Origin of the sequence: Duganella callida, from assembly GCF_004614165.1 — a bacterium.
Classification (GTDB): Bacteria; Pseudomonadota; Gammaproteobacteria; order Burkholderiales; family Burkholderiaceae_D; genus Rugamonas; species Rugamonas callida.
On record NZ_SPVG01000185.1, the window covers coordinates 61,950 to 80,333 of the forward strand.

The 18,384-nt window shown below is 66.9% G+C and carries 14 protein-coding genes; 13 read left to right on the forward strand and 1 reads right to left on the reverse strand.

Features of this window, described 5'->3' with window-relative positions; translation table 11 throughout:
- The first annotated feature begins 46 nt into the window (after positions 1–46).
- The 10 genes from E4L98_RS18725 to E4L98_RS18770 all read left to right on the forward strand — a co-directional run bounded on the left by E4L98_RS18725 (position 47) and on the right by E4L98_RS18770 (position 7,511).
- Complete coding sequence (locus E4L98_RS18725) at positions 47–292, forward strand: sulfurtransferase TusA family protein (RefSeq protein WP_135203078.1); 246 nt, start codon at positions 47–49, stop codon at positions 290–292.
- Between the two features lie 30 nt (positions 293–322).
- A complete protein-coding gene (locus E4L98_RS18730) occupies positions 323–688 on the forward strand; it encodes a DsrE family protein (protein WP_135203065.1) in 366 nt (121 codons plus the stop codon).
- A 15-nt stretch (positions 689–703) separates the two neighbouring features.
- The gene (locus tag E4L98_RS18735) at positions 704–1,585 is read left to right on the forward strand and encodes a phosphate/phosphite/phosphonate ABC transporter substrate-binding protein (protein ID WP_135203066.1); all 882 of its coding nucleotides are present in this window, start codon (positions 704–706) and stop codon (positions 1,583–1,585) included.
- A 1-nt stretch (position 1,586) separates the two neighbouring features.
- The gene (gene phnE / locus E4L98_RS18740) at positions 1,587–2,429 is read left to right on the forward strand and encodes a phosphonate ABC transporter, permease protein PhnE (RefSeq protein WP_205746773.1); all 843 of its coding nucleotides are present in this window, start codon (positions 1,587–1,589) and stop codon (positions 2,427–2,429) included.
- Positions 2,426–3,175, forward strand: a complete 750-nt coding sequence (gene phnC / locus E4L98_RS18745; RefSeq protein WP_135203067.1) for a phosphonate ABC transporter ATP-binding protein — start codon at positions 2,426–2,428, stop codon at positions 3,173–3,175. Before phnE ends, phnC begins: the two co-directional genes overlap by 4 nt.
- 17 nt (positions 3,176–3,192) lie before the next feature.
- A complete protein-coding gene (locus E4L98_RS18750) occupies positions 3,193–4,719 on the forward strand; it encodes a 5-methyltetrahydropteroyltriglutamate--homocysteine methyltransferase (RefSeq protein ID WP_135203068.1) in 1,527 nt (508 codons plus the stop codon).
- A gap of 1 nt (position 4,720) precedes the next feature.
- A complete protein-coding gene (locus tag E4L98_RS18755) occupies positions 4,721–5,065 on the forward strand; it encodes a DsrE family protein (RefSeq protein WP_135203069.1) in 345 nt (114 codons plus the stop codon).
- Positions 5,066–5,069: 4 nt separating this feature from the next.
- Positions 5,070–5,912 carry a metallophosphoesterase gene (locus tag E4L98_RS18760; RefSeq protein ID WP_135203070.1) on the forward strand — a complete coding sequence of 281 codons (843 nt, stop codon included), beginning with the start codon at positions 5,070–5,072 and terminating at the stop codon, positions 5,910–5,912.
- Positions 5,913–5,942: 30 nt separating this feature from the next.
- Positions 5,943–6,803, forward strand: a complete 861-nt coding sequence (locus E4L98_RS18765) for an alpha/beta hydrolase (RefSeq protein WP_135203071.1) — start codon at positions 5,943–5,945, stop codon at positions 6,801–6,803.
- Between the two features lie 123 nt (positions 6,804–6,926).
- Positions 6,927–7,511, forward strand: a complete 585-nt coding sequence (locus E4L98_RS18770) for a hypothetical protein (RefSeq protein ID WP_205746774.1) — start codon at positions 6,927–6,929, stop codon at positions 7,509–7,511.
- Here E4L98_RS18770 and E4L98_RS18775 read toward each other — a convergent pair.
- Positions 7,508–8,404, reverse strand: a complete 897-nt coding sequence (locus tag E4L98_RS18775) for an MBL fold metallo-hydrolase (RefSeq protein ID WP_135203072.1) — start codon at positions 8,402–8,404, stop codon at positions 7,508–7,510. The genes E4L98_RS18770 and E4L98_RS18775 overlap by 4 nt on opposite strands.
- Positions 8,405–8,611: 207 nt before the next feature.
- Here E4L98_RS18775 and E4L98_RS18780 point away from each other — a divergent pair, with 207 nt between their 5' ends.
- From E4L98_RS18780 to E4L98_RS18790, 3 genes are all read left to right on the forward strand, one after another.
- The gene (locus E4L98_RS18780; RefSeq protein ID WP_135203073.1) at positions 8,612–10,231 is read left to right on the forward strand and encodes an HD family phosphohydrolase; all 1,620 of its coding nucleotides are present in this window, start codon (positions 8,612–8,614) and stop codon (positions 10,229–10,231) included.
- Positions 10,232–10,240: 9 nt separating this feature from the next.
- Entirely contained in the window at positions 10,241–12,523 is a 2,283-nt protein-coding gene (locus tag E4L98_RS18785; RefSeq protein WP_135203074.1) for a CHASE2 domain-containing protein, read from the forward strand.
- A gap of 204 nt (positions 12,524–12,727) precedes the next feature.
- Positions 12,728–18,384, forward strand: a 5,657-nt coding sequence (locus E4L98_RS18790) for a YDG domain-containing protein (protein ID WP_135203075.1), incomplete at its 3' end; no start/stop codon positions are given.

Below are 18,384 nucleotides of genomic sequence, written 5' to 3' on the forward strand. Positions count from 1 at the left end.
GCGCCATGCCGTAGACTAATCAAATATTAATATTGAGTTTTTGCACATGGCCGACCTGTACAGCACACCGCCCGCTCACGACCAGGAATGGGATGCCGGCGATCTCGCTTGCGGCGAGCTGGTGCTGGAATTGCGCCGCCGCGTGCGTGCCGCGCCGGGGCAGGTGTTCAAGGTGATCGCGCTCGATCCCGGCGCGCCTTCGGACTTGCCGGCCTGGTGCGGCATGACCGGCCATCAGCTCATCGCCCAGGATCTCGACGCCAAGGCCTACTGGATTCGCGCCAAGTCCTGACTTTTCGACCGTCCCACCCTAGGAGATATCATGTCCGGAAAATTTCTCGTCAACCTCACCAGCGGTCTCGATAACACCGACAAGGCCACCGTCGCCTTCGTGGTGGCCAACGCCGCTGTCGCCTCCGATAAGGAAGTGGTGGTGTTCCTGTCCACCGAAGCCGTACGCCTGTCGCAACTGGGCGTGGCCGATGCGGTCCACGAAGAAGGCTTCGCGCCGCTGAAAGAGCTGATGACCAACTTCGCCGCCGCCGGCGGCCGCATGTTCGTCTGCTCGCCATGCTTCAAGAAGCGTGCGCTCGATGAAAACGCGCTGGTCCCCGGCGCGGCCGTGGTCGGCGGTGCCAAGCTGGTCGAGTTCATGACCACCAGCGAATGCCCGAGCGTCAGCTACTAATCGATAAGGAATAACATGACCGCACCCAAACGCCGCCAACTCATCAGGGCCGGCGCGCTGGCCGCCGTGGCGCTGAGCAGCGCCGCACCGGTGTTCGCGCAAACCAAACGCAAGCTGCGCTTCGGCGTCGGCCCGCTGCTGCCGACCGCGGAAGACACCAAGAAAGCCTACAACGCCTTCTTCGCCCATCTGGCCAAGGAGCTGGGCGTCGATTATGAACTGCACGCCACCACCGACTGGGCCGGCATGGCCGTCGCCATGGGCTCGGGCCAGCTGGACCTGGCGTGGATGGGGCCATGGGGTTACATCATCGCCAACAACAGCACCGGTTGCACCGCGCTGGCCACCGTCAAGTACGACGAAAAGCCGATCTACCACGCGATCATCATCGGCAAGCCGGACCTGAAGGTGAACAAGTTCCCCGACGATACCAAGGGCCTGAGCATCTCCTTCGCCGACGTCGGCTCGACCTCCGGCTGGCTGATCCCGAGCTGGTATGCCAAGGAGGTATGGAAGATCGATCCCAAGACCTACTGGAAATACAGCGAGGGCGCGACCCACGGCGCCAATGAAATGGCGGTGCAGGCGGGCCAGGCCGACATGGCCACCGACTTCGACCGCAACCGCAATGCGATGATCGAATCGGGCAAGGTCAAGCCGAACGCCAACAAGATCCTGTGGACCTCGGACCCGCTGCCGAACGACGCCATCGCCGTGCCCAAGGGCACCGCACCGGCGCTGATCGCGCAGATCCAGAAGATCCTGACCTCGATCACCGTCGAGCAGGCCAAAACGCTGCTGCCTAACCACTACACCGGTTTCGTCGCCGCCACGCACGCCGACTATGCCTCGATCGAAAAAGCCGGCCTTGCGCTGGGCAAGCTGAAGAAGGCCTGATGTGAGCAAGCCGCCGTCGACGGCGGGCAGCGCGGCGGACGCAGTGCAGGCCGCGCTGCAACGCCAGCTGGCCGCGCGCGCCAGCCCCGCCCGCCGGCTGCGTCTGGCGGCCATCCTCATCGTGCTGGCCGCCGTGTATGGCCTGTGCTGGCGCTACGCCCAGGTGGATTTGTTCAAGCTGGCGCAAGGTCTGCCCAAGCTGGGCCACTGGCTGGCGCAAGCCTGGCCGCTGACGCTGGCCGAATTGCCGCTGTTCGCCGAACGCATGGGCGAAACGATGGCGATGGCGCTGCTCGGTACCACCGTCGCCGCGCTGCTGGCGCTGCCGATGGCGGTGCTGGCCAGCCGCAATATCACGCCGTTCCCGCAACTGTATTACCCGGCGCGCTGGCTGCTGAATGGCTTGCGCGGCATCGATTCCTTCGTGTTCGCGCTGCTGTTCGTGGCGGCCGTCGGCCTGGGGCCGTTCGCCGGCGTGCTGGGCATCGCGCTGCACACCTGGGGCAGCGCCGCCAAGCTGTTCGCCGACCATATCGAAAACGCCGGCACCGGCCCGCTGGAGGCGGTGCGCAGCACCGGCGCCGCGCGCATGACGGCCATCGTCTACGCGTTGCTGCCGGACCTGCTGCCGGTGCTGCTGTCCACCACCCTGTTCTGGTGGGAGTTCAACGTGCGCGCCTCCACCGTGCTGGGCGTGGTCGGCGCCGGCGGCATCGGCCTGGAACTGAAGAACAGCATGGATCTGCTGGACTTCTCGCGCCTGTTTACCATCATCGCGCTGATCCTGATCGTGGTGACGCTGCTGGACCAGATCAGCGGCTGGCTGAGAAAGAAGCTGGTATGACGCCGCTGTTCGAAGTGCACCATGCGCGCAAGAGCTACGCCGGCCGCGTGGCGCTGGACGACGCCAGCTTCCGCCTCGCGCGCGGCGAGATGCTGGCGGTGCTCGGTTCCAGCGGCGCCGGCAAGACCACCTTGTTCCGCTGTCTGGCCGGCCTGGCGACGCTGGACGCCGGCAACGCGCTGCTGCATGGCGAGGACGTGGCGCGCCTGCGCGGCCGCCAACGCCGCCGCATCGCAGTCGTATTCCAGCAATTCAATCTGGTCAACCGTCTGAGCGCACTGGATAACGTGCTGGCCGGCCGCCTCGGTTATGTGCCGGCCTGGCGCGGCTGGCTGCGCCGCTTCAGCCGCGACGACATCCGCCTCGCGCTCGAATGCCTGGACCGCGTCGGCCTGCTCGACCACGCCGGCCAGCGCGCCGATGCGCTGTCCGGCGGCCAGCAGCAGCGCGTGGCGATCGCGCGCGCACTGGCGCAGCAGCCCGACCTGATCATCGCCGATGAGCCGGTGGCCAGCCTCGACCCGCACACCGGCGCCGGCATCATGGCGCTGCTGTCGTCCATCTGTCATGATGGCGCAGGTGGCATCGCGGTGATCTGCAGCCTGCACCAGCCGGAACTGGCGCGCCGTCATGCCGACCGCATCGTCGGCCTGCGCGCCGGCCGCATCGCGTTCGATGTGGCGGCGGCCGATTGCGCCGAATCGGCGCTGCAGCAACTGTACGGCGGCGCCAGTCTCGCCGCCTGAAACAAACGGAGAATTCCATGACCAGTCCCTTCATTTACCCGCAGCAGCCCGACGTCAGCTTTGACGGCGGCGATCTCGATTGCGGCAACGGCCTGCTGCTGCTGATACGCCGCCACATCGATCCGCTCGAGCGCGGCGGCCTGCTGGAGATACGTTCCACCGAGATCTCGGTGGACGAAGATCTGCCGGCCTGGTGCCGCATGACCGGCAACGAGCTGGTGTCCTTTCTGAAGGAAGGCAGGCAGCGCAGCTTCCTGGTCTGCAAGGGCCAGCTGAATGAGCGCCGCGCGCCGTCCGCGCCGCAGCCGGCGCAGCGCGGCGGCATCGAGCTGGTGTCGGTCAAGCCGCTGACGGTGTTCCCGGCACCGGCGCCCGCAGCGGCGATCCGGCCGCTGTCGGTGATGGGTATCGGCAGCTGGCCGCGGCCACGCTGGATGCTGCAGGCGGTGCACGAGCACATGGAAGGGCGCCTCGACGAAGCGGCTTTCCACGCCACCGCCGACGACGCGGTCAGCCTGGCCATCAACGCCCAGCTGCGCGCCGGCGCGGACGTGGTCAGCGACGGCGAGCAGCGCCGCGACAGCTATTCCAGCTTCGTCGCCTCGCGCCTCGACAATTGCCAGCTGATTCCATTGACCGACCTGCTGCCGCTGGTCGACGATCCCGAGGAATTCGAACGCGAACTGCGCGCGCTGGACGTGCCGGCCGGCGATGTGCGCCATCCGGCGGTCTTCGGTCCGCTGGGCCGCAGCCGCGGCATCGCCGTGCACGAGGTGGATTATGCGCGCGCGCTGACCCGGGCGCCGGTCAAGGTGGCGCTGCCCGGCCCATACCTGCTGACGCGCACCATGTGGATGGAATGTATCTCCGACCGCGCCTACGACAACCGCGAAGACCTGGCGCGCGATATCGTGCGCGTGCTGCGCGAGGAGATCGCCTGCCTGCTCGCCTCCGGCGCGGCGCTGGTGCAGCTGGATGAGCCGGTGCTGTCGGAAGTGGTGTTCAGCGGTCCCGCCACGCAGCGCAGCTTCATGTGCGGCGCCTTGTCGGAGAAGGGCGACAGCGCGGTGGAACTGGCGTTCGCGCGCGACCTGGTGAACGCCGTGGTGGCCGGCTTCCCGCGCGAGCGCATCGCGCTGCATATGTGCCGCGGCAACTGGACCGCCGACGAATCCAAGGCGCTGTCGGGCAACTACAAGCCGCTGGTCGATACGCTGGGCCAGATGAAGGTCGGCACCCTGTTCCTGGAACTGTGCACGCCGCGCGCGGGCGAGATGGAGATCCTGACCTCGCTGCCGGACGACATCCGCATCGGCGTCGGCGCCTGCAACCAGAAGCACGCGCACGTGGAAACCGTCGACCACGTGGTGGCCCACGCCGAGCATGCGATCCAGCTGTTCGGCGCCCGGCGCGTGCTGCTGACGCCGGACTGCGGCTTCGCCACCTTTGCCGACAATCCGCTCAACTCGGCCGCGGTGGCGGAAGCCAAGCTGGCGGTACTGGCGCAGGCCGCACGCATCCTGCGCGAGCGCCACGGTGTCTGACATGGACGCCCGGTTGGTGATCCTGCTGGAACGCGCCGCCACGGTGCCGGAGGCGCAGGCGGCGCTGCGCTATGCCGTCACGGCCGCCGCCATGGACGTGGCGGTTGAAGTGCACGCGGTCGGCGCCTCGGTGGCGTTGCTGCGCCGGGATCACGCCGATGCGGACTGGCGGTCGGCGCTGGACGAACTGCTGGAGCTGGGCGCGCAGCTGTACGCCTGCCCGCACGCGCTGGCGGGGCAGGGCATGCGTCCGGAAGACCTGCGCGACGACGTGGCGGGCGTGCGCGGCGCGGCGTCGCTGCTGGCGGCCGGGCTGGCGCCGGGTGGCCGCTTCATGGTGTTCTGAGGCCATGCGTAACAAGCGTTATTCCCGTCGCCAGCATTACCTCGAAACGATCCTGAACGTGGCCTTGCTGGGCGGCCACGTGTCGGCGCTGACTTATCATCTGGGCCTGCATGGACGGCTAGGTGTCACGCGCCACACGCTGGCGTTGCCGCCGGAGCGCCGCCTGTCGCAGCCGCTGAAGATCGCCTTTGCCTCCGACCTGCACGCCGGCCCCGCCACCCATAAACGGATTTTCGACGACCTGTTCGCCGCCATCGCCGCCGAGCAGCCGGATTTGCTGCTGCTGGGCGGCGATTTCGTGACCGGGCCGGCACGCCACGTGCGGCAGCTGTGTCCCGGCCTGGCGGCCTGCAATCCGCCGCTCGGCAAGTTCGGCGTGCTGGGCAACCATGACCTGTCCACCGATGAGGTGCTGATCACGCGCCTGTTCGAGCAAGCCGGCGTGCGCATGCTGGTCAACCAGGCACACGCGCTGCCGGCGCCGTTCGCGCGGGTGTCGGTGTGCGGCATGGACGATCCCTGGACGGGCGAGCCCGATGGCGCGGCCACCTTCGCCGGCGCCGCCGACGTGCGCGTGCTGCTGATGCATGCGCCGGACGGCCTGCTGATGCTGAACGGCCAGCGCTTCGACCTGGGCTTCGCCGGCCACACGCACGGCGGCCAGATCGCACTGCGCGACGGCACGCCGCTGCACATGCCGCACGGACCCTTGTGCCGCCCCTATCACTACGGACGTTTCCCGCTGCGGGACAACGGCGAGCTGATCGTCAGCCGCGGCGTCGGTTGCAGCGGTATCCCGGTGCGCATCAACGCCGATCCGGAACTGGTGATCTGCACTGTGCAATAATCACCGCATGAGGTTCGGGAAGGAGCTGACATGAACAAGCGCGCCTTACTGGTCATGCTGATGCCCGTTCTGGCGCACGCCGGCGGCCAGTTGGACATGGATGACGATGTGCCGGCGAAATTCGCGCTGCCACCGGGTGTGCGTCTGCTGGCCGACCAGTCATACGGCGCCGATCCGCGCCAGCGTTACGATGTCTATGCGCCCGCCCATGCCGAGCGTGCGCGGGTGATCTTCATGGTGCACGGCGGCGCCTGGCGCGGCGGCGACAAGGCCAGTGCGCAGGTGGTGCAGAACAAGGTACTGCACTGGACCGCGCGCGGCGTCATCGTCGTCTCCGTCAATTACCGCATGCTGCCCGCCGCCAGCGTGGCGACGCAGGCCGAGGATGTGGCGGGCGCCCTGGCGGCGGCGCAGGCCAATGCCGCGGCATGGGGCGGCGACCGCGCCGGATTCGTGCTGATGGGGCATTCGGCCGGCGCGCATCTGGTGGCGCTGCTGGCCTCCGCACCGGTGCTGGCAACCGCGCGCGGCGCGTCGCCGTGGCTGGGCACCGTGGCGCTGGACAGCGCGGCGATGGACGTCGGCGCGCTGATGGCGCAGCGTCACTTCCCTTTCTACGATCGTGTTTTCGGCGGCGATGTCGTCTACTGGAACAGTGTCTCGCCGCTGGCCCAGCTCAAGGCCGGCGGCGCGCCGCTGCTGGCGGTGTGTTCCACGCGCCGTAGCGATTCCTGTCCGCAGGCGCAAGCCTATGCCGGCCGCGCCAGCGCGCTCGGCATGCGGGTGCAGGTGCTGCCGCAAAATCTGACCCACCGCCAGATCAACCAAAACCTCGGCCAGCCGGGCGCCTATACCGATGCGGTGGACGCCTTCATCGCCAGCCTGCGCTAACACAGGCGGCGGCCGCGCACGATAGCTGTCGGCCTGGTCCTACACGGGCATGCTCCCGGCGCTGCTTACGTGCAGGTCAACGGAAGAGCACAATGCCGGCTGTATCAAGAACCAAGCCAGAATATGAAAATCATCGACCAACGTTTTCTCGATTGCGATAACCGCTACTCCACCTTGCCTTGCCTGCTCGGCATCGTGGAAGTGGACGACGCCCCGCCGGCGGCGCTGCGCGCGCTCGATCGCCGTCTGTACGCGCTGCTGCCCGGCGTGAAGGACCAACGCGCGCTGGTGGGCCTGCGCTGCAACGATGTGCCGCAACTGGTGCAGACGGTGCAGCAGGTGGCGCTGGAACTGCGCCGCATCGCCTTCAATGAGGTCTCGATCGGCTTCGTCGGCGTGGTGCCGCATATGCAGCGCCGCTACCGCCTGGTGCTGCCGTACAGTGTGAAGAACGCCGCGGCGCCGGCGCTGAAGATGGCGACGCAGCTGGTGGATGCCCTGCTCAAGGGCCGTTCGTTCAATCTGCAAGCCGCCATTGCGCGCCTGCGCGCGCTGGCGGACCGGCGCAGCCAACCGCGCCAGCATCTGGTGCAAAGCGCCCGTAGCGCGCTGTCCGCGCTGGGCGACAAGGCGCGCCGTGCGGCGCGTGTCCGCTTGCTCGGCGCGGCGCTGCAACGAAGCTGCGGTTTTTTCGAAACGGCCGCTTAGGCCAGTTCCACTTCCATGCCCTCGTAGGCCAGTAGTACCTTCAGATCGCCCAGCACCGCCGCATGGCGGGCCATGACGTCCGCGAACACGGCTTCCAGCTCGTCGTCGCTGCGGGTCGGTTCGTGGTGGGTGCAGTACAGTGCCCTGGCGCCGGTCCGCAGCGCCAGCGCAAAGGCGGAATCGAAGGTGCCGTGCCCCCAGCCCTGCTTGGCCGGATACTCTTCGCGCGTATAGGAACAATCCACAATCAGGGCATCGACGCCGCGCACCACCTCATCGATGGCGGCGCTGCGTTCGGCCATCCATTCGGCGTACGCCGCGTGCTCGGGATGATCGGCCGGGTAGATGTTGTAGTGCGGCTCGTGGTCGCCGGTGAAGAACAGCGAGCGGCCGTTGCACTCGATGCGGTAGCCCAGGTTGATCACCGGGTGGTTCATCATCACGTTGCGCACCGTGGCGTCGCCGACGACGATGGTCTGGTTGACTTCCAGCGTGCGGTATTCGATGGTGGCGTCCATCTGCGTTTCGCTGACGGGAAAGTAGCTGTTTTGCAACTGCACGCCCATCACGTGCTCGATACCGTTGCCGGTGTCGGGATCGGTCACGCCATGCAGGCGCACCCGGCTGTCCCGAATGAACAGCGGTGTGAAGAACGGCAGGCCGTGGATGTGATCCCAATGGCTGTGGGAAATGAAAATGTTGGCGTGGATAGGCCGGGCCTTGTTCTGGATCAGCGCCTGCGCCAGGGAGAAAATACCGGTGCCGCCGTCCAGCACGATCAGGGTATCGTCGTCGGTCCGTACTTCAATGCAGGTGGTGTTGCCGCCGTAACGCGCCGTACGCGGACCGGGGGAGGGGATGGAACCACGCACGCCCCAAAATTTAAATTTCATGCTGATCCCTGGTATTTGCTCTTTTTTCTTCTGTTGCCGCATTGCTCACAGCCGATGATAGCTTTTTTTTCTCCGGCAGGGCAAACCCGACGCAATTTTGCTGCACCCCGACATTTCTCGGTGTACAACAGCTTATGCTCCAGTTAAACTCTGCCCTTGCGCGCTCGCAAACTGCGGGCCACATCGACAGGTATTAAAACTGCAACCATGCAAGAGTTGAACCAAACCCAGATTGCCGAGCGCCTGGACCAGCTGACCGAGCTCAGCGTACAGCTCGGCAGCGACCACGACAAGGATTTGCTGCTGGAGCGCATCCTCACCGTGGCCAAGCGCATGACCAACGCCGACGGCGGCACGCTGTACCGCCCCAGCGAGGACAAGCGGCAGCTGGAGTTCCAGATCCTCATCAACGACACGCTGAACACCCATCAGGGCGGTTCAAGCGGCGCGCCGGTCACGGCCGGCCCGGTGCCGCTGTACGACGAGCACGGCGAGCGCAACCTGTCGGCGGTGGCGGCCTATGCCGCGCATTTCGGCCTGTCGGTCAACATCGAGGATGTGTACAAGGCCGACGTGTTCAACTTCTCCGGCATGGTCAAGTTCGATCAGCTGCGCGGCTACCATTCGCAATCGTTCCTGACGGTGCCGATGAGCGACCACGAGGGCGAACTGGTCGGCGTGCTGCAGCTGATCAATTCCAAGGACAGCGACACCGGCGAGATCCGCGCCTTCACCCAGACCGACCAGCGCTTCATCGAGGCGCTGGCGGCGCAGGCGGCGGTGGCGCTGACCCACCAGCGCCTGATCGCCCAGCTGGAGGAGCTGCTGGAATCGCTGGTCAACCTGATCAACATCGGCATCGATGAAAAATCGCCGTACACCGGCCGCCACTGCCAGTTCGTGCCCGAGCTCACCATGATGCTGGCCGAGGCGGTGCACAACACCAGCACCGGCCCGCTGGCCGATTTCAGCATGACCGACGCCGACCGCAAGGAGTTGTGGCTGGCCGGCCTGCTGCACGATTGCGGCAAGATCACCACGCCGGTGCACGTGGTCGACAAGGCCACCAAGCTGGAAACCATCTATGACCGCATCGGCACCGTCGACACGCGCTTCGAAGTGCTGCTGCGCGATGCCGAAATCGCCGCGCTGAAACGCAAGCTGCAGCCGGGCGCCGACGCCGCCGCCATCGACGCCGAACTGGCGCAGCTGCAGCAGACGCTGCGCGCCGAGCGCGATTTCATCCGCCAGGCCAACGTCGGCGGCGAGGGCATGAAGCCGGAAGACCAGGAGCGCGTGCGCGCCATCGGCCGGCGCCGCTGGACCGGTCCGGACGGCGTCGAGCGCGATTTCTTCAGCGACGACGAGCTGCTCAACCTGACCATCCGCTTCGGCACCCTGACCGATGACGAGCGCAAGGAAATCAACAACCATATCGTGATGACCATCAGGATGCTGGAGGCGCTGCCGTGGCCCAAGCACCTGAAGAACGTGCCGGAATACGCCGGCGGCCACCACGAGCGCATGGATGGCAAGGGTTATCCGCGCGGGCTGACCAAGGAACAGATGTCGGTGCAGGCGCGGGTGATGGCGATCGCCGACATCTTCGAGGCGCTGACCGCCAAGGACCGGCCGTACAAGAAGGGCAAGAAGCTGTCCGAATCGCTGCGCATCCTGGGCAACTTCGCGCTCAACGGCCATATCGATCCCGACCTGTTCGACATCTTCATCCGCAACAAGATCTACCTGGAATTCGCCCACAAGAACATGGACGAAAAACAGATCGACGCGATCGACGAATCGCAGATCCCCGGCTATACACCTTAAGGAGCGCGCGTGCCCCTGATACGATCGCATTGGACCCGGCCGTTCAGGAAGTATGGCGCGCGCTGGTCGCTCGGCTTGTTGTTGACCGCGCTGGCGCTGGCGCAGGTATCGGGCGCTGTGCGCATCGATGCCATCGAGCGCATGGACACCTTCTTCGCCGACCTGCGCATGCGGTTGGTGAAGCCGGTGCTGGACCCGCGCATCGTGATCGTCGACATCGATGAGAAAAGCATCGCCGAAATCGGCCACTTCCCCTGGAACCGCAAGGTGGTGGCCAGGCTGGTGTCGCAGCTGACCGGACATTACGGCGTGGCGGCGGCCGGCTTCGACATCGTGTTTTCCGAGGCCGACAACACCTCCGGCTACGATGTGCTGGACAGCCTGGCCAGCCACGAGATGAAGGACGTCGGCGGCTTCCGCGCGCGCGTGGAAGCGATGAAGCAGCAGCTCGATTACGACGGCCTGCTGGCCGCCGCGCTGGAAGATCAGCCAGTGGTGCTGGGCTATAACGTCGCCCAGGACCAGCGCAAGGGCGAGCTGCCGGCGCCGTTCTTCAAGGTCGATGACCTGAACGGGCGCGAGCTGCCGGCGGTGACTTACAGCGGCTACCTGGGCAACCTGGAGCGGTTGCAGTCGGCGGCCGCCACCGGCGGCATCTTCACCGCCTTGCCCGATCCGGACGGCATCCTGCGCCACACGCCGCTGTTGATGCGCATCGGCGACGGCTATTATCCGACGCTGTCGCTGGCGACGGCCGCGGTGGCGCTGCAGGCGCGCGCCATCGTGCCGCGCTGGGACACCAACGTGGCCGACATGTCGGCGCGCGAACGCGCCAACGGCGCGCTCGATACGCTGCTGATGTTCGTCGGCCAGCAGAAGATGGGCATGCCGATCCAGGTCGGCGAAAATCTCACCAACCTGATCGAATTCCGCGGCACCGGCGGCCCGGCGGGCGGCGCCTTCCCGTATGTGTCGGCGGCCGACGTGCTGGCCGGCCGCGTGAAGAAGGAAGCGCTGGCCGACCGCATCGTCCTGATCGGCACCACCGCGCCGGGCCTGCTGGACCTGCGGGCGACGCCGGTGAACAGTGCCTATCCCGGGGTGGAGGTGCACGCCAACATGATCAAGTCCATCCTCGACCACAGCTTCAAGGTGCGGCCCGATTATGCCGACGGCATCGAAGGCTTGCAGGTGGTGCTGGCCGGCGGCGTGCTGGCGCTGGCGCTGGCGGTGCTGTCGCCGCTGCCGTCGATCCTGCTGGCGGCGGCGCTGGCGGCGGCGGTGTTCGGCTTCAATTACTGGAGCTACACCGGCATGGACTGGGTGCTGAAGATGGCGATGACGCTGGTGCTGATCGCCGCCGTGTTCGTGCTGAACGTCGCCTGGGGCTACTTCTTCGAAGTGCGGCGCAACCGCGGCCTGGTGTCGCGCTTCGGCGAATACGTGGCGCCCGAGCTGGTGGCGCAGATGGCCGAAAATCCCGAGCAGTACAACATGGATGGCGAGAGCCGCGAGCTGACCGTGATGTTCGTCGACGTGCGCGGCTTCACCACCATTTCGGAAGGGCTGACGCCCAAGCAGCTGCGCGAATACATCAACCTGTATCTGACCGCCATGTCGGAAGACATCCGCAGCGCGCACCAGGGCACGCTGGACAAATACATCGGCGACGCGGTCATGGCGTTCTGGGGCGCGCCGGTGGCGTTCAGCGACCACGCCAGCCGCGGCGTCGCCACCTCGCTGCTGATGCAGGCTTCCGCGCAGCGTCTGAATCAGGACTTCCTGGCGCGCGGCTGGCCCGAGCTGAAGATCGGCATCGGCCTGAACTCGGGCCTGATGCACGTCGGCGACATGGGCTCCAACATCCGCCGCGCCTACACGGTGATGGGCGACGCGGTCAACCTCGGTTCGCGGCTGGAGGGGATCACCAAGGTGTACGGCGTCGGCATCGCGGTGGGCGAGGCGACGCGCGCGGCGGCGCCGGAATTCACTTACCGCGAACTGGACCTGGTGCGCGTCAAGGGCAAGAACGAGCCGGTGGCGATCTTCGAGCCGCTGGCGCTGGCGCGCGACACCGACCAGGCGACCCTGGACGAGGTGGCGCGCTGGCATGCCGCGCTGGCCGCCGTGCGCGCGCAGCGCTGGGATGAGGCCGACGCCATGCTGGCTGAGTTGCGGGCGCTGGCGCCGCAGCGCGGCCTGTACCAGCTGTATGTCGGGCGCATCGCCCATTACCGCGCGCATCCGCCCGGCGACCAGTGGGATGGCGTGACCACGTTCGAGACCAAGTAATGCCAGATTGTTAAATTTGACGGCCGTCCAACTGCCGCAAAATTCCAACAGAAGAGGCCGCCAGTCGCGGAATTTCGTGGCATTTTGGGCAAACCCCGATTAGAATTTGTAAAACAAAAGTTTCCTGACGGCTAAACTCATCCGCCGGCACGCTGCCCGCACGGACGGCGACATACCTATCCGCCCCTGCTAGAGGAAGTCGTTATGAAAGCACCTGATCAGTTGCGCCGCAAAGCCATGGCCGTGCTGGTCGCCGCCTGCTACGGCGGCGCCCACGCCGCGCCGGTCAACCCCAGCGTGGTCGCGGGACAGGCCAGCTTCAGCCAGCAAGGCAAGGTTTACAGCGTCACCAACACGCCCAACACCATCATCAACTGGCAGGGCTTTTCCATCGGCGCGGACGAGGTCACGCGCTTCATCCAGCAGAGCGCGGACAGCAAGGTGCTGAACCGCATTACCGGACAAGACCCCAGCGTCATTCTCGGCTCGCTGCAATCGAACGGCAAGGTATTCCTGATCAACCCGAATGGCGTGCTGTTCGGCGCCGGCGCGCGCGTGGATGTCGGCGGGCTGGTGGCATCCAGCCTGAACCTGTCGAATGCGGATTTCCTGGCCGGTAAAAACAACTTCAGCGGCGATGCCGGCGCGGGCAAGGTCAGCAATCAGGGCGCCATCACCACGCCGGCCGGCGGCCGCATCTTCCTGGTGGCACCGGCGGTGGAAAACAGCGGCATCCTCTCGGCGCCAAATGGCGACGTGGTGCTGGCGGCCGGCCACAGCGTACAGCTATTCGATTCGGCCGATCCGAATGTGCAGGTGGTGGTGTCCTCGCCCGCCGATCAGGCCTTGAACCTGGGACAGATCGTGGCGCAGGGGGGACGCGTGGGCGTGTACGGCGCCCTGGTCAACCAGCGCGGCACGATTAACGCCAACAGCGCGGTGCGCGGCGAGAACGGCAAGATCGTGCTGAAAGCCAGCGGCACCACGCTGGTGGAGGCGGGCAGCAGCACCACGGCCACTGGCGCCAATCTGAACACCGGTGGCGATATCCGTGTGCTCGGTACACAAGTCGGCGTGACCGGCGACGCGGTGGTGGACGCCAGCGGTGCGGCCGGCGGCGGCACGGTGCTGGTCGGCGGCGATTATCAGGGCAAGAATGCGGCGGTCATGAACGCCCGGCAGAGCTATGTGGGCAAGGACGCGGTGCTGCGCGCCGACGCCATCCAGAGCGGCGACGGCGGCACGGTGGTGGTGTGGAGCGACCAGGCCACGCAGGTGTTCGGCGCCATCTCGGCGCGCGGCGGCGCGGGCGGCGGCAATGGCGGCCAGGTCGAGACGTCCGGTCACTATCTGAACATGCTGGGCACGGTCGACACGCGCTCGGCCAAAGGCGCCAACGGCATGCTGTTGCTGGACCCCAGCGATGTCTACATTTCGCTGGACAGCGCCACCGCCACCGCGGCCGGCATGATCGGCAGCGCCAGCCTGGCCGACAATCTGGGCACTTTCCTCGAGACCGGTGCGGTGCACGATTCGCTGTTACTGAGCAGCGTGCTGCAGACGGCGCTGTCGACCACCAATGTCACGGTCAGCACCAGCAACGCCAGCGGCACCGGTGCCGGCAATATCAAGGTGCTGAGCCCTCTGCTGTGGACCTCCGCGCGCAGTCTGACGCTGCAGGCCGATGGCGATATCGCGCTCGGCGCCAGCATCAATGCAGGCAACGGCAATCTGAGCATGAGCGCCGGTGGCGCCATCGTGCAGACGACCAGTCCGATCGACGCGCTGACCGTCAACAACCTGAGTGCCCTTTCGGCCGGCAGCATCACGCTGGACAACAATGGCAATAGCATACTCGGGACAGCGTCACTGGTCTCGAACGGCGGCGATGTGCGCGTGACGGCGGCCAATCTGAACCTGGGCGCCAGTGCGGCCGCGGGCGCGCTCACGGCCACCGCCAGCGGCAGCGACCTGACGGTCAACGGCGCGCTCGCGGCGCAGAGCGTGCGCCTGACGGCGCAGCGCGATATCGCGCTGCAATCGTCACTGATTACCGGCGGTGACTTTTCACTGAGCACGGCGGGCAGCATCACGGCGACGGGCAGTGTGGCGGTGGGCGGCCAGTTCGCGCTGCAAAGCGGCAACTGGACGCAGAACAGCAGTGTGCTGCCGTCCTTCAGCGCGACGGATTTTCAGCTGAATGGCGGCACTTTCCTGCGCGTGCAGGGCGGCAGCGGCAGTTCGGCGTCGCCTTATCAGCTGGCGGACGTGTTCGGTCTGCAGGGCGTGGCGACGCTGGCCAACGCCAACGCCTATGTGCTGAACAACGATATCGACGCCAGCGGCACGCTGCACTGGACCGGCGGCTTCAGGCCCATCGCCGCGGCGGGCTATAACGGCGTGTTCGATGGCGCCGGTCACGCCATCAGCGGGCTCACCATCGATCGCGCCGGCGAGTCCTATGTCGGCCTGTTCTCGCAACTGGCGAGCGGCACCATCGAAAACCTGAATCTGCAAGGCGTCAGCGTGACCGGTTACAGCGGCGTCGGCGGGCTGGTCGGACTGGTGGCGGACGGCGGCCATATCAGCAATGTCGGCGTCAGCGGCCAGGTCAGCGGCGTCGGCGATACCGGCGGCTTGGCCGGGCGCAACGGCGGACTGATCGCGGGCAGTCACAGTGCCGGCACCGTGACCGGCCGGGGCGGTTCCAGCGGCGCGTCGAATATCGGCGGGCTGGTCGGCTTCAACAGCCACGCAGTGCACGACGCCTGGTCCGCCGCCGAGGTGCGCACCACGGGGCAGGGCTATGCGGGCGGGCTGGTCGGCGCGAACGGCGCGGGCGGTGCCTACACCGGCGAGGTGCTGCGCTCCTACGCCACCGGTCCGGTCGGCAGCACCGGCGAGATCATCGGCGGCCTGGTCGGTGACAACCGCGATGGCGCCAGCATCAGCCTGTCGTATGCCAGCGGCAGCGTCAGCGGCGGCCGCAATGTGGGCGGGCTGGTGGGCCGCAATACCGGCGCCGGCAGCATCAGCAATGCGTACGCCACCGGCGATGTCGGCGGCAACCTCGACGATTACGGCATCGGCCACGGCAACCTCGGCGGACTGATCGGTGAACTGAGCGGCGGCAGCGTCAGCGATGTGTACAGTACCGGGGTGCTGTCTGCGCCGGGATTTGATGCGGTCGGCGGCCTGGTTGGCAGCAAGCTGGGCGGTTCGCTGAGCCGCGGTTATTTCAACCTCGATACGGCTGGCACCGGCTACGATCCGGCACAAGCCTTGGCGCTCACGGCGGCGCAGATGAAGCAGTCGGGCAGCTATGACCTGGATCTCGACAATGTCTGGCGCCTGTATGACGGCCACACCCTGCCGATGTTGAAGAACTTCCTGACGCCGTACACCGTGAGCGTGACGGGCGGCGCCAGCGTCACCAAGACGTATGACGGCCAGTCGGCGGCGTTCGCCGGCTCCACGGGCGCGCTCGCAAGCGGCATCAACGGCACGCTGGGTTTCGACGGTGCGGTCAACGCCGGCACCTACGGCGTCGGCGGCCTGTGGTCGACCATTTACGATATCAGCTACACCGGCGCCGGCGCCCAGCTGACGATCCAGCCGCGGGCCGTCAGCGCGGTGGTGACGCCGGTCGCCGACAAGGTCTACGACGGCACGGCCGGCTTGAGCACCGGCCAGTTCAACACATCCTTCACCAACGTGGTGAGCGGCGACAACCTGGCGCTGATCGGCGCGCTGGCCTTCGACAGCAAGGACGTCGGCAGCAACAAGCCGCTGCACGGCGTCGATGTTGGCCTGAAGGGCAATGACTTCGGCAATTATGTGCTGAGCGGCGTCACTGGCGCCGGCAACGTCGTCAAGGCGCCGCTGGTCATCGGCGGCCTGGGGGTGGTCACGCGCAGCTACAACGGCACTACCGCCGCCACGCTGAGCGGCACGCCGACCGTGCAGGGCGTGCTTGGCGACGAGGTCAGCATCAGCGGCAGCGGCATCGCCACGTTCAACAACAAAAACGTCGGCAGCGCCAAGCTGGTGACGGTTGGCACCAGCGGTTTCACGCTGGCCGGCGGCGATGCCGGCAACTATGTGCTGGTGTCGCCGTCCGACCTGACCGGCGAAATCACCAAGGCCACGCTGACGGTCAACGGCATGACGGCGAACGGACGTGTGTATGACGCCACCACCAACGCCACGGTCAGCGGCGGCACGCTGGCCGGCGTGTTCGGCAGCGACCAGGTGGGCCTGCACGTCGATAGCGCCAGCTTCGCCAGCAAGAATGTCGGCGTGCGTGGCGTCACGGTGAGTCTGTCGACGACTGGCGCGGATGCCGGCAACTACCAGCTGGTTGTGCCGGCCGGGCTCAGCGCCAGCATCACGCCGGCGTCGCTGACGGTGGCGCTGGCCAGCCATGAATACAATAACGCCACCAGCGGCAGCTTTGCCGGCGCCACGGTGAACGGGGTGCTGGGCGCGGACGAGGTGGCGCTGCTCAGCGCCGGCGCCACCGCGACGTACAGCGACAAGAACGTCGGTATCGCCAAGACGGTCACGGTGGGCGGCACGCCGCTAGGCTTGGGCGGCGCCGATGGCGGCAATTATGTGCTCGCCGGCGTCGGCGGCGACATCACGCCGCGCTGGATGGCGACCTGGACCGCCAGCACCGGCGGCCTGTGGAGCAGCGCCGGCAACTGGCAGGACGGCATCGCGCCGGACGGCGCCAATGTGTTGAATGCGACGCTGGGCGGCAGCGGCGTCATCACCTATGATGGGGCGGCCGGCAACACCACGCTGGTCAAGCTGACCTCCGCGCCCGGCAGCCAGCTGGCGCTGAACGGCGGCAAGCTGACGCTGACCGGCACCATCGATCAGGCCTCGAACCTGGGAGGCGGCCTGCAGCTCGCTGGCGGCACGCTGGAGGTGCGAGGTTCGCTGACGGCCGCGCACGCGGTGCTGGTCAGCGGCGCGCTGAGCGGCGTAGGCATCGGCAGCCAGATCAATCTGGCCGGGCTGGAACAGGGCGGGGCGGTGATCGACAGCGCCGGCGCGGTGACCATCAGCGGCACGGGCAGCGGCATCGCGGTCGGCAATGTGCGTGCGCACAGCATCACGCTGGACGCCGCTAGCGGTGGCGCGATCACCCAGGCTGCGGGCAGTCAGTTGGTGGCGGACAGCCTGAGCGCGAGCGCCACGGGCGCCGACATTGCCATCACCAATGCCAACAACCATGTCAGCGCGTTTAGTGCCAGCGTGAGCGGGCAGGGCAATGTCGCGCTGACCAATACCGTCACCAGCGGCGAGCTGACGCTGGGGCCGCTGAGCACCACCGGCAACATCGTGATCGACAACCATGGTGGCATTCATACGGCCGGCGCGATCAGCGGTACCGGCCTGGTATCGATCACAGCGCACAGTCCGGTGACCATCAATGACAGCGTCACCGGCAGCGATATCGTACTGGCGGCCAGCACCGATATCACGCTGAATGGCGGCTCGCAGCTGCACTCCGCCCACAGCATCGGACTGACCGCCGGCACCAACATCACGCTCGGCGGCACGTTGTCCGTGCCGTCGGGGGGCAGCATTTCTGCCGTCGCCACCAATGGCAGCATTGCTTCGCTGAGCGGGACGCAAATCAACAGCGGCGGTGCGCCGGTGACGTTGTCGGCGCCCAATGGCTCGGTCAGCACTCAGGGCAGTTCGTTCGGCAGCGGCACCGTGCCGATCATTAATGATGGCGCCGCCGCTGCGGCCGCTGCTGCGCAGGCAGCGGCTGAAGCAGCCGCCAAGGCCGCCGCCGATGCGGCCGCCAAGGCCGCTGCGGATGCCGCCGCCAAGGCTGCTGCAGA

Bases quoted from the DNA above. Each gene is read 5' to 3' on its own strand.
- E4L98_RS18750 (WP_135203068.1), top strand. From the start codon at position 3,193: ATGACCAGTCCCTTCATTTACCCGCAGCAGCCCGACGTCAGCTTTGAC.
- E4L98_RS18755 (WP_135203069.1), top strand. From the start codon at position 4,721: ATGGACGCCCGGTTGGTGATCCTGCTGGAACGCGCCGCCACGGTGCCG.
- E4L98_RS18780 (WP_135203073.1), top strand. From the start codon at position 8,612: ATGCAAGAGTTGAACCAAACCCAGATTGCCGAGCGCCTGGACCAGCTG.
- E4L98_RS18775 (WP_135203072.1), bottom strand. From the start codon at position 8,404: ATGAAATTTAAATTTTGGGGCGTGCGTGGTTCCATCCCCTCCCCCGGT.
- phnC (WP_135203067.1), top strand. From the start codon at position 2,426: ATGACGCCGCTGTTCGAAGTGCACCATGCGCGCAAGAGCTACGCCGGC.
- E4L98_RS18760 (WP_135203070.1), top strand. From the start codon at position 5,070: ATGCGTAACAAGCGTTATTCCCGTCGCCAGCATTACCTCGAAACGATC.
- E4L98_RS18770 (WP_205746774.1), top strand. From the start codon at position 6,927: ATGAAAATCATCGACCAACGTTTTCTCGATTGCGATAACCGCTACTCC.
- E4L98_RS18765 (WP_135203071.1), top strand. From the start codon at position 5,943: ATGAACAAGCGCGCCTTACTGGTCATGCTGATGCCCGTTCTGGCGCAC.
- E4L98_RS18735 (WP_135203066.1), top strand. From the start codon at position 704: ATGACCGCACCCAAACGCCGCCAACTCATCAGGGCCGGCGCGCTGGCC.
- E4L98_RS18725 (WP_135203078.1), top strand. From the start codon at position 47: ATGGCCGACCTGTACAGCACACCGCCCGCTCACGACCAGGAATGGGAT.
- E4L98_RS18730 (WP_135203065.1), top strand. From the start codon at position 323: ATGTCCGGAAAATTTCTCGTCAACCTCACCAGCGGTCTCGATAACACC.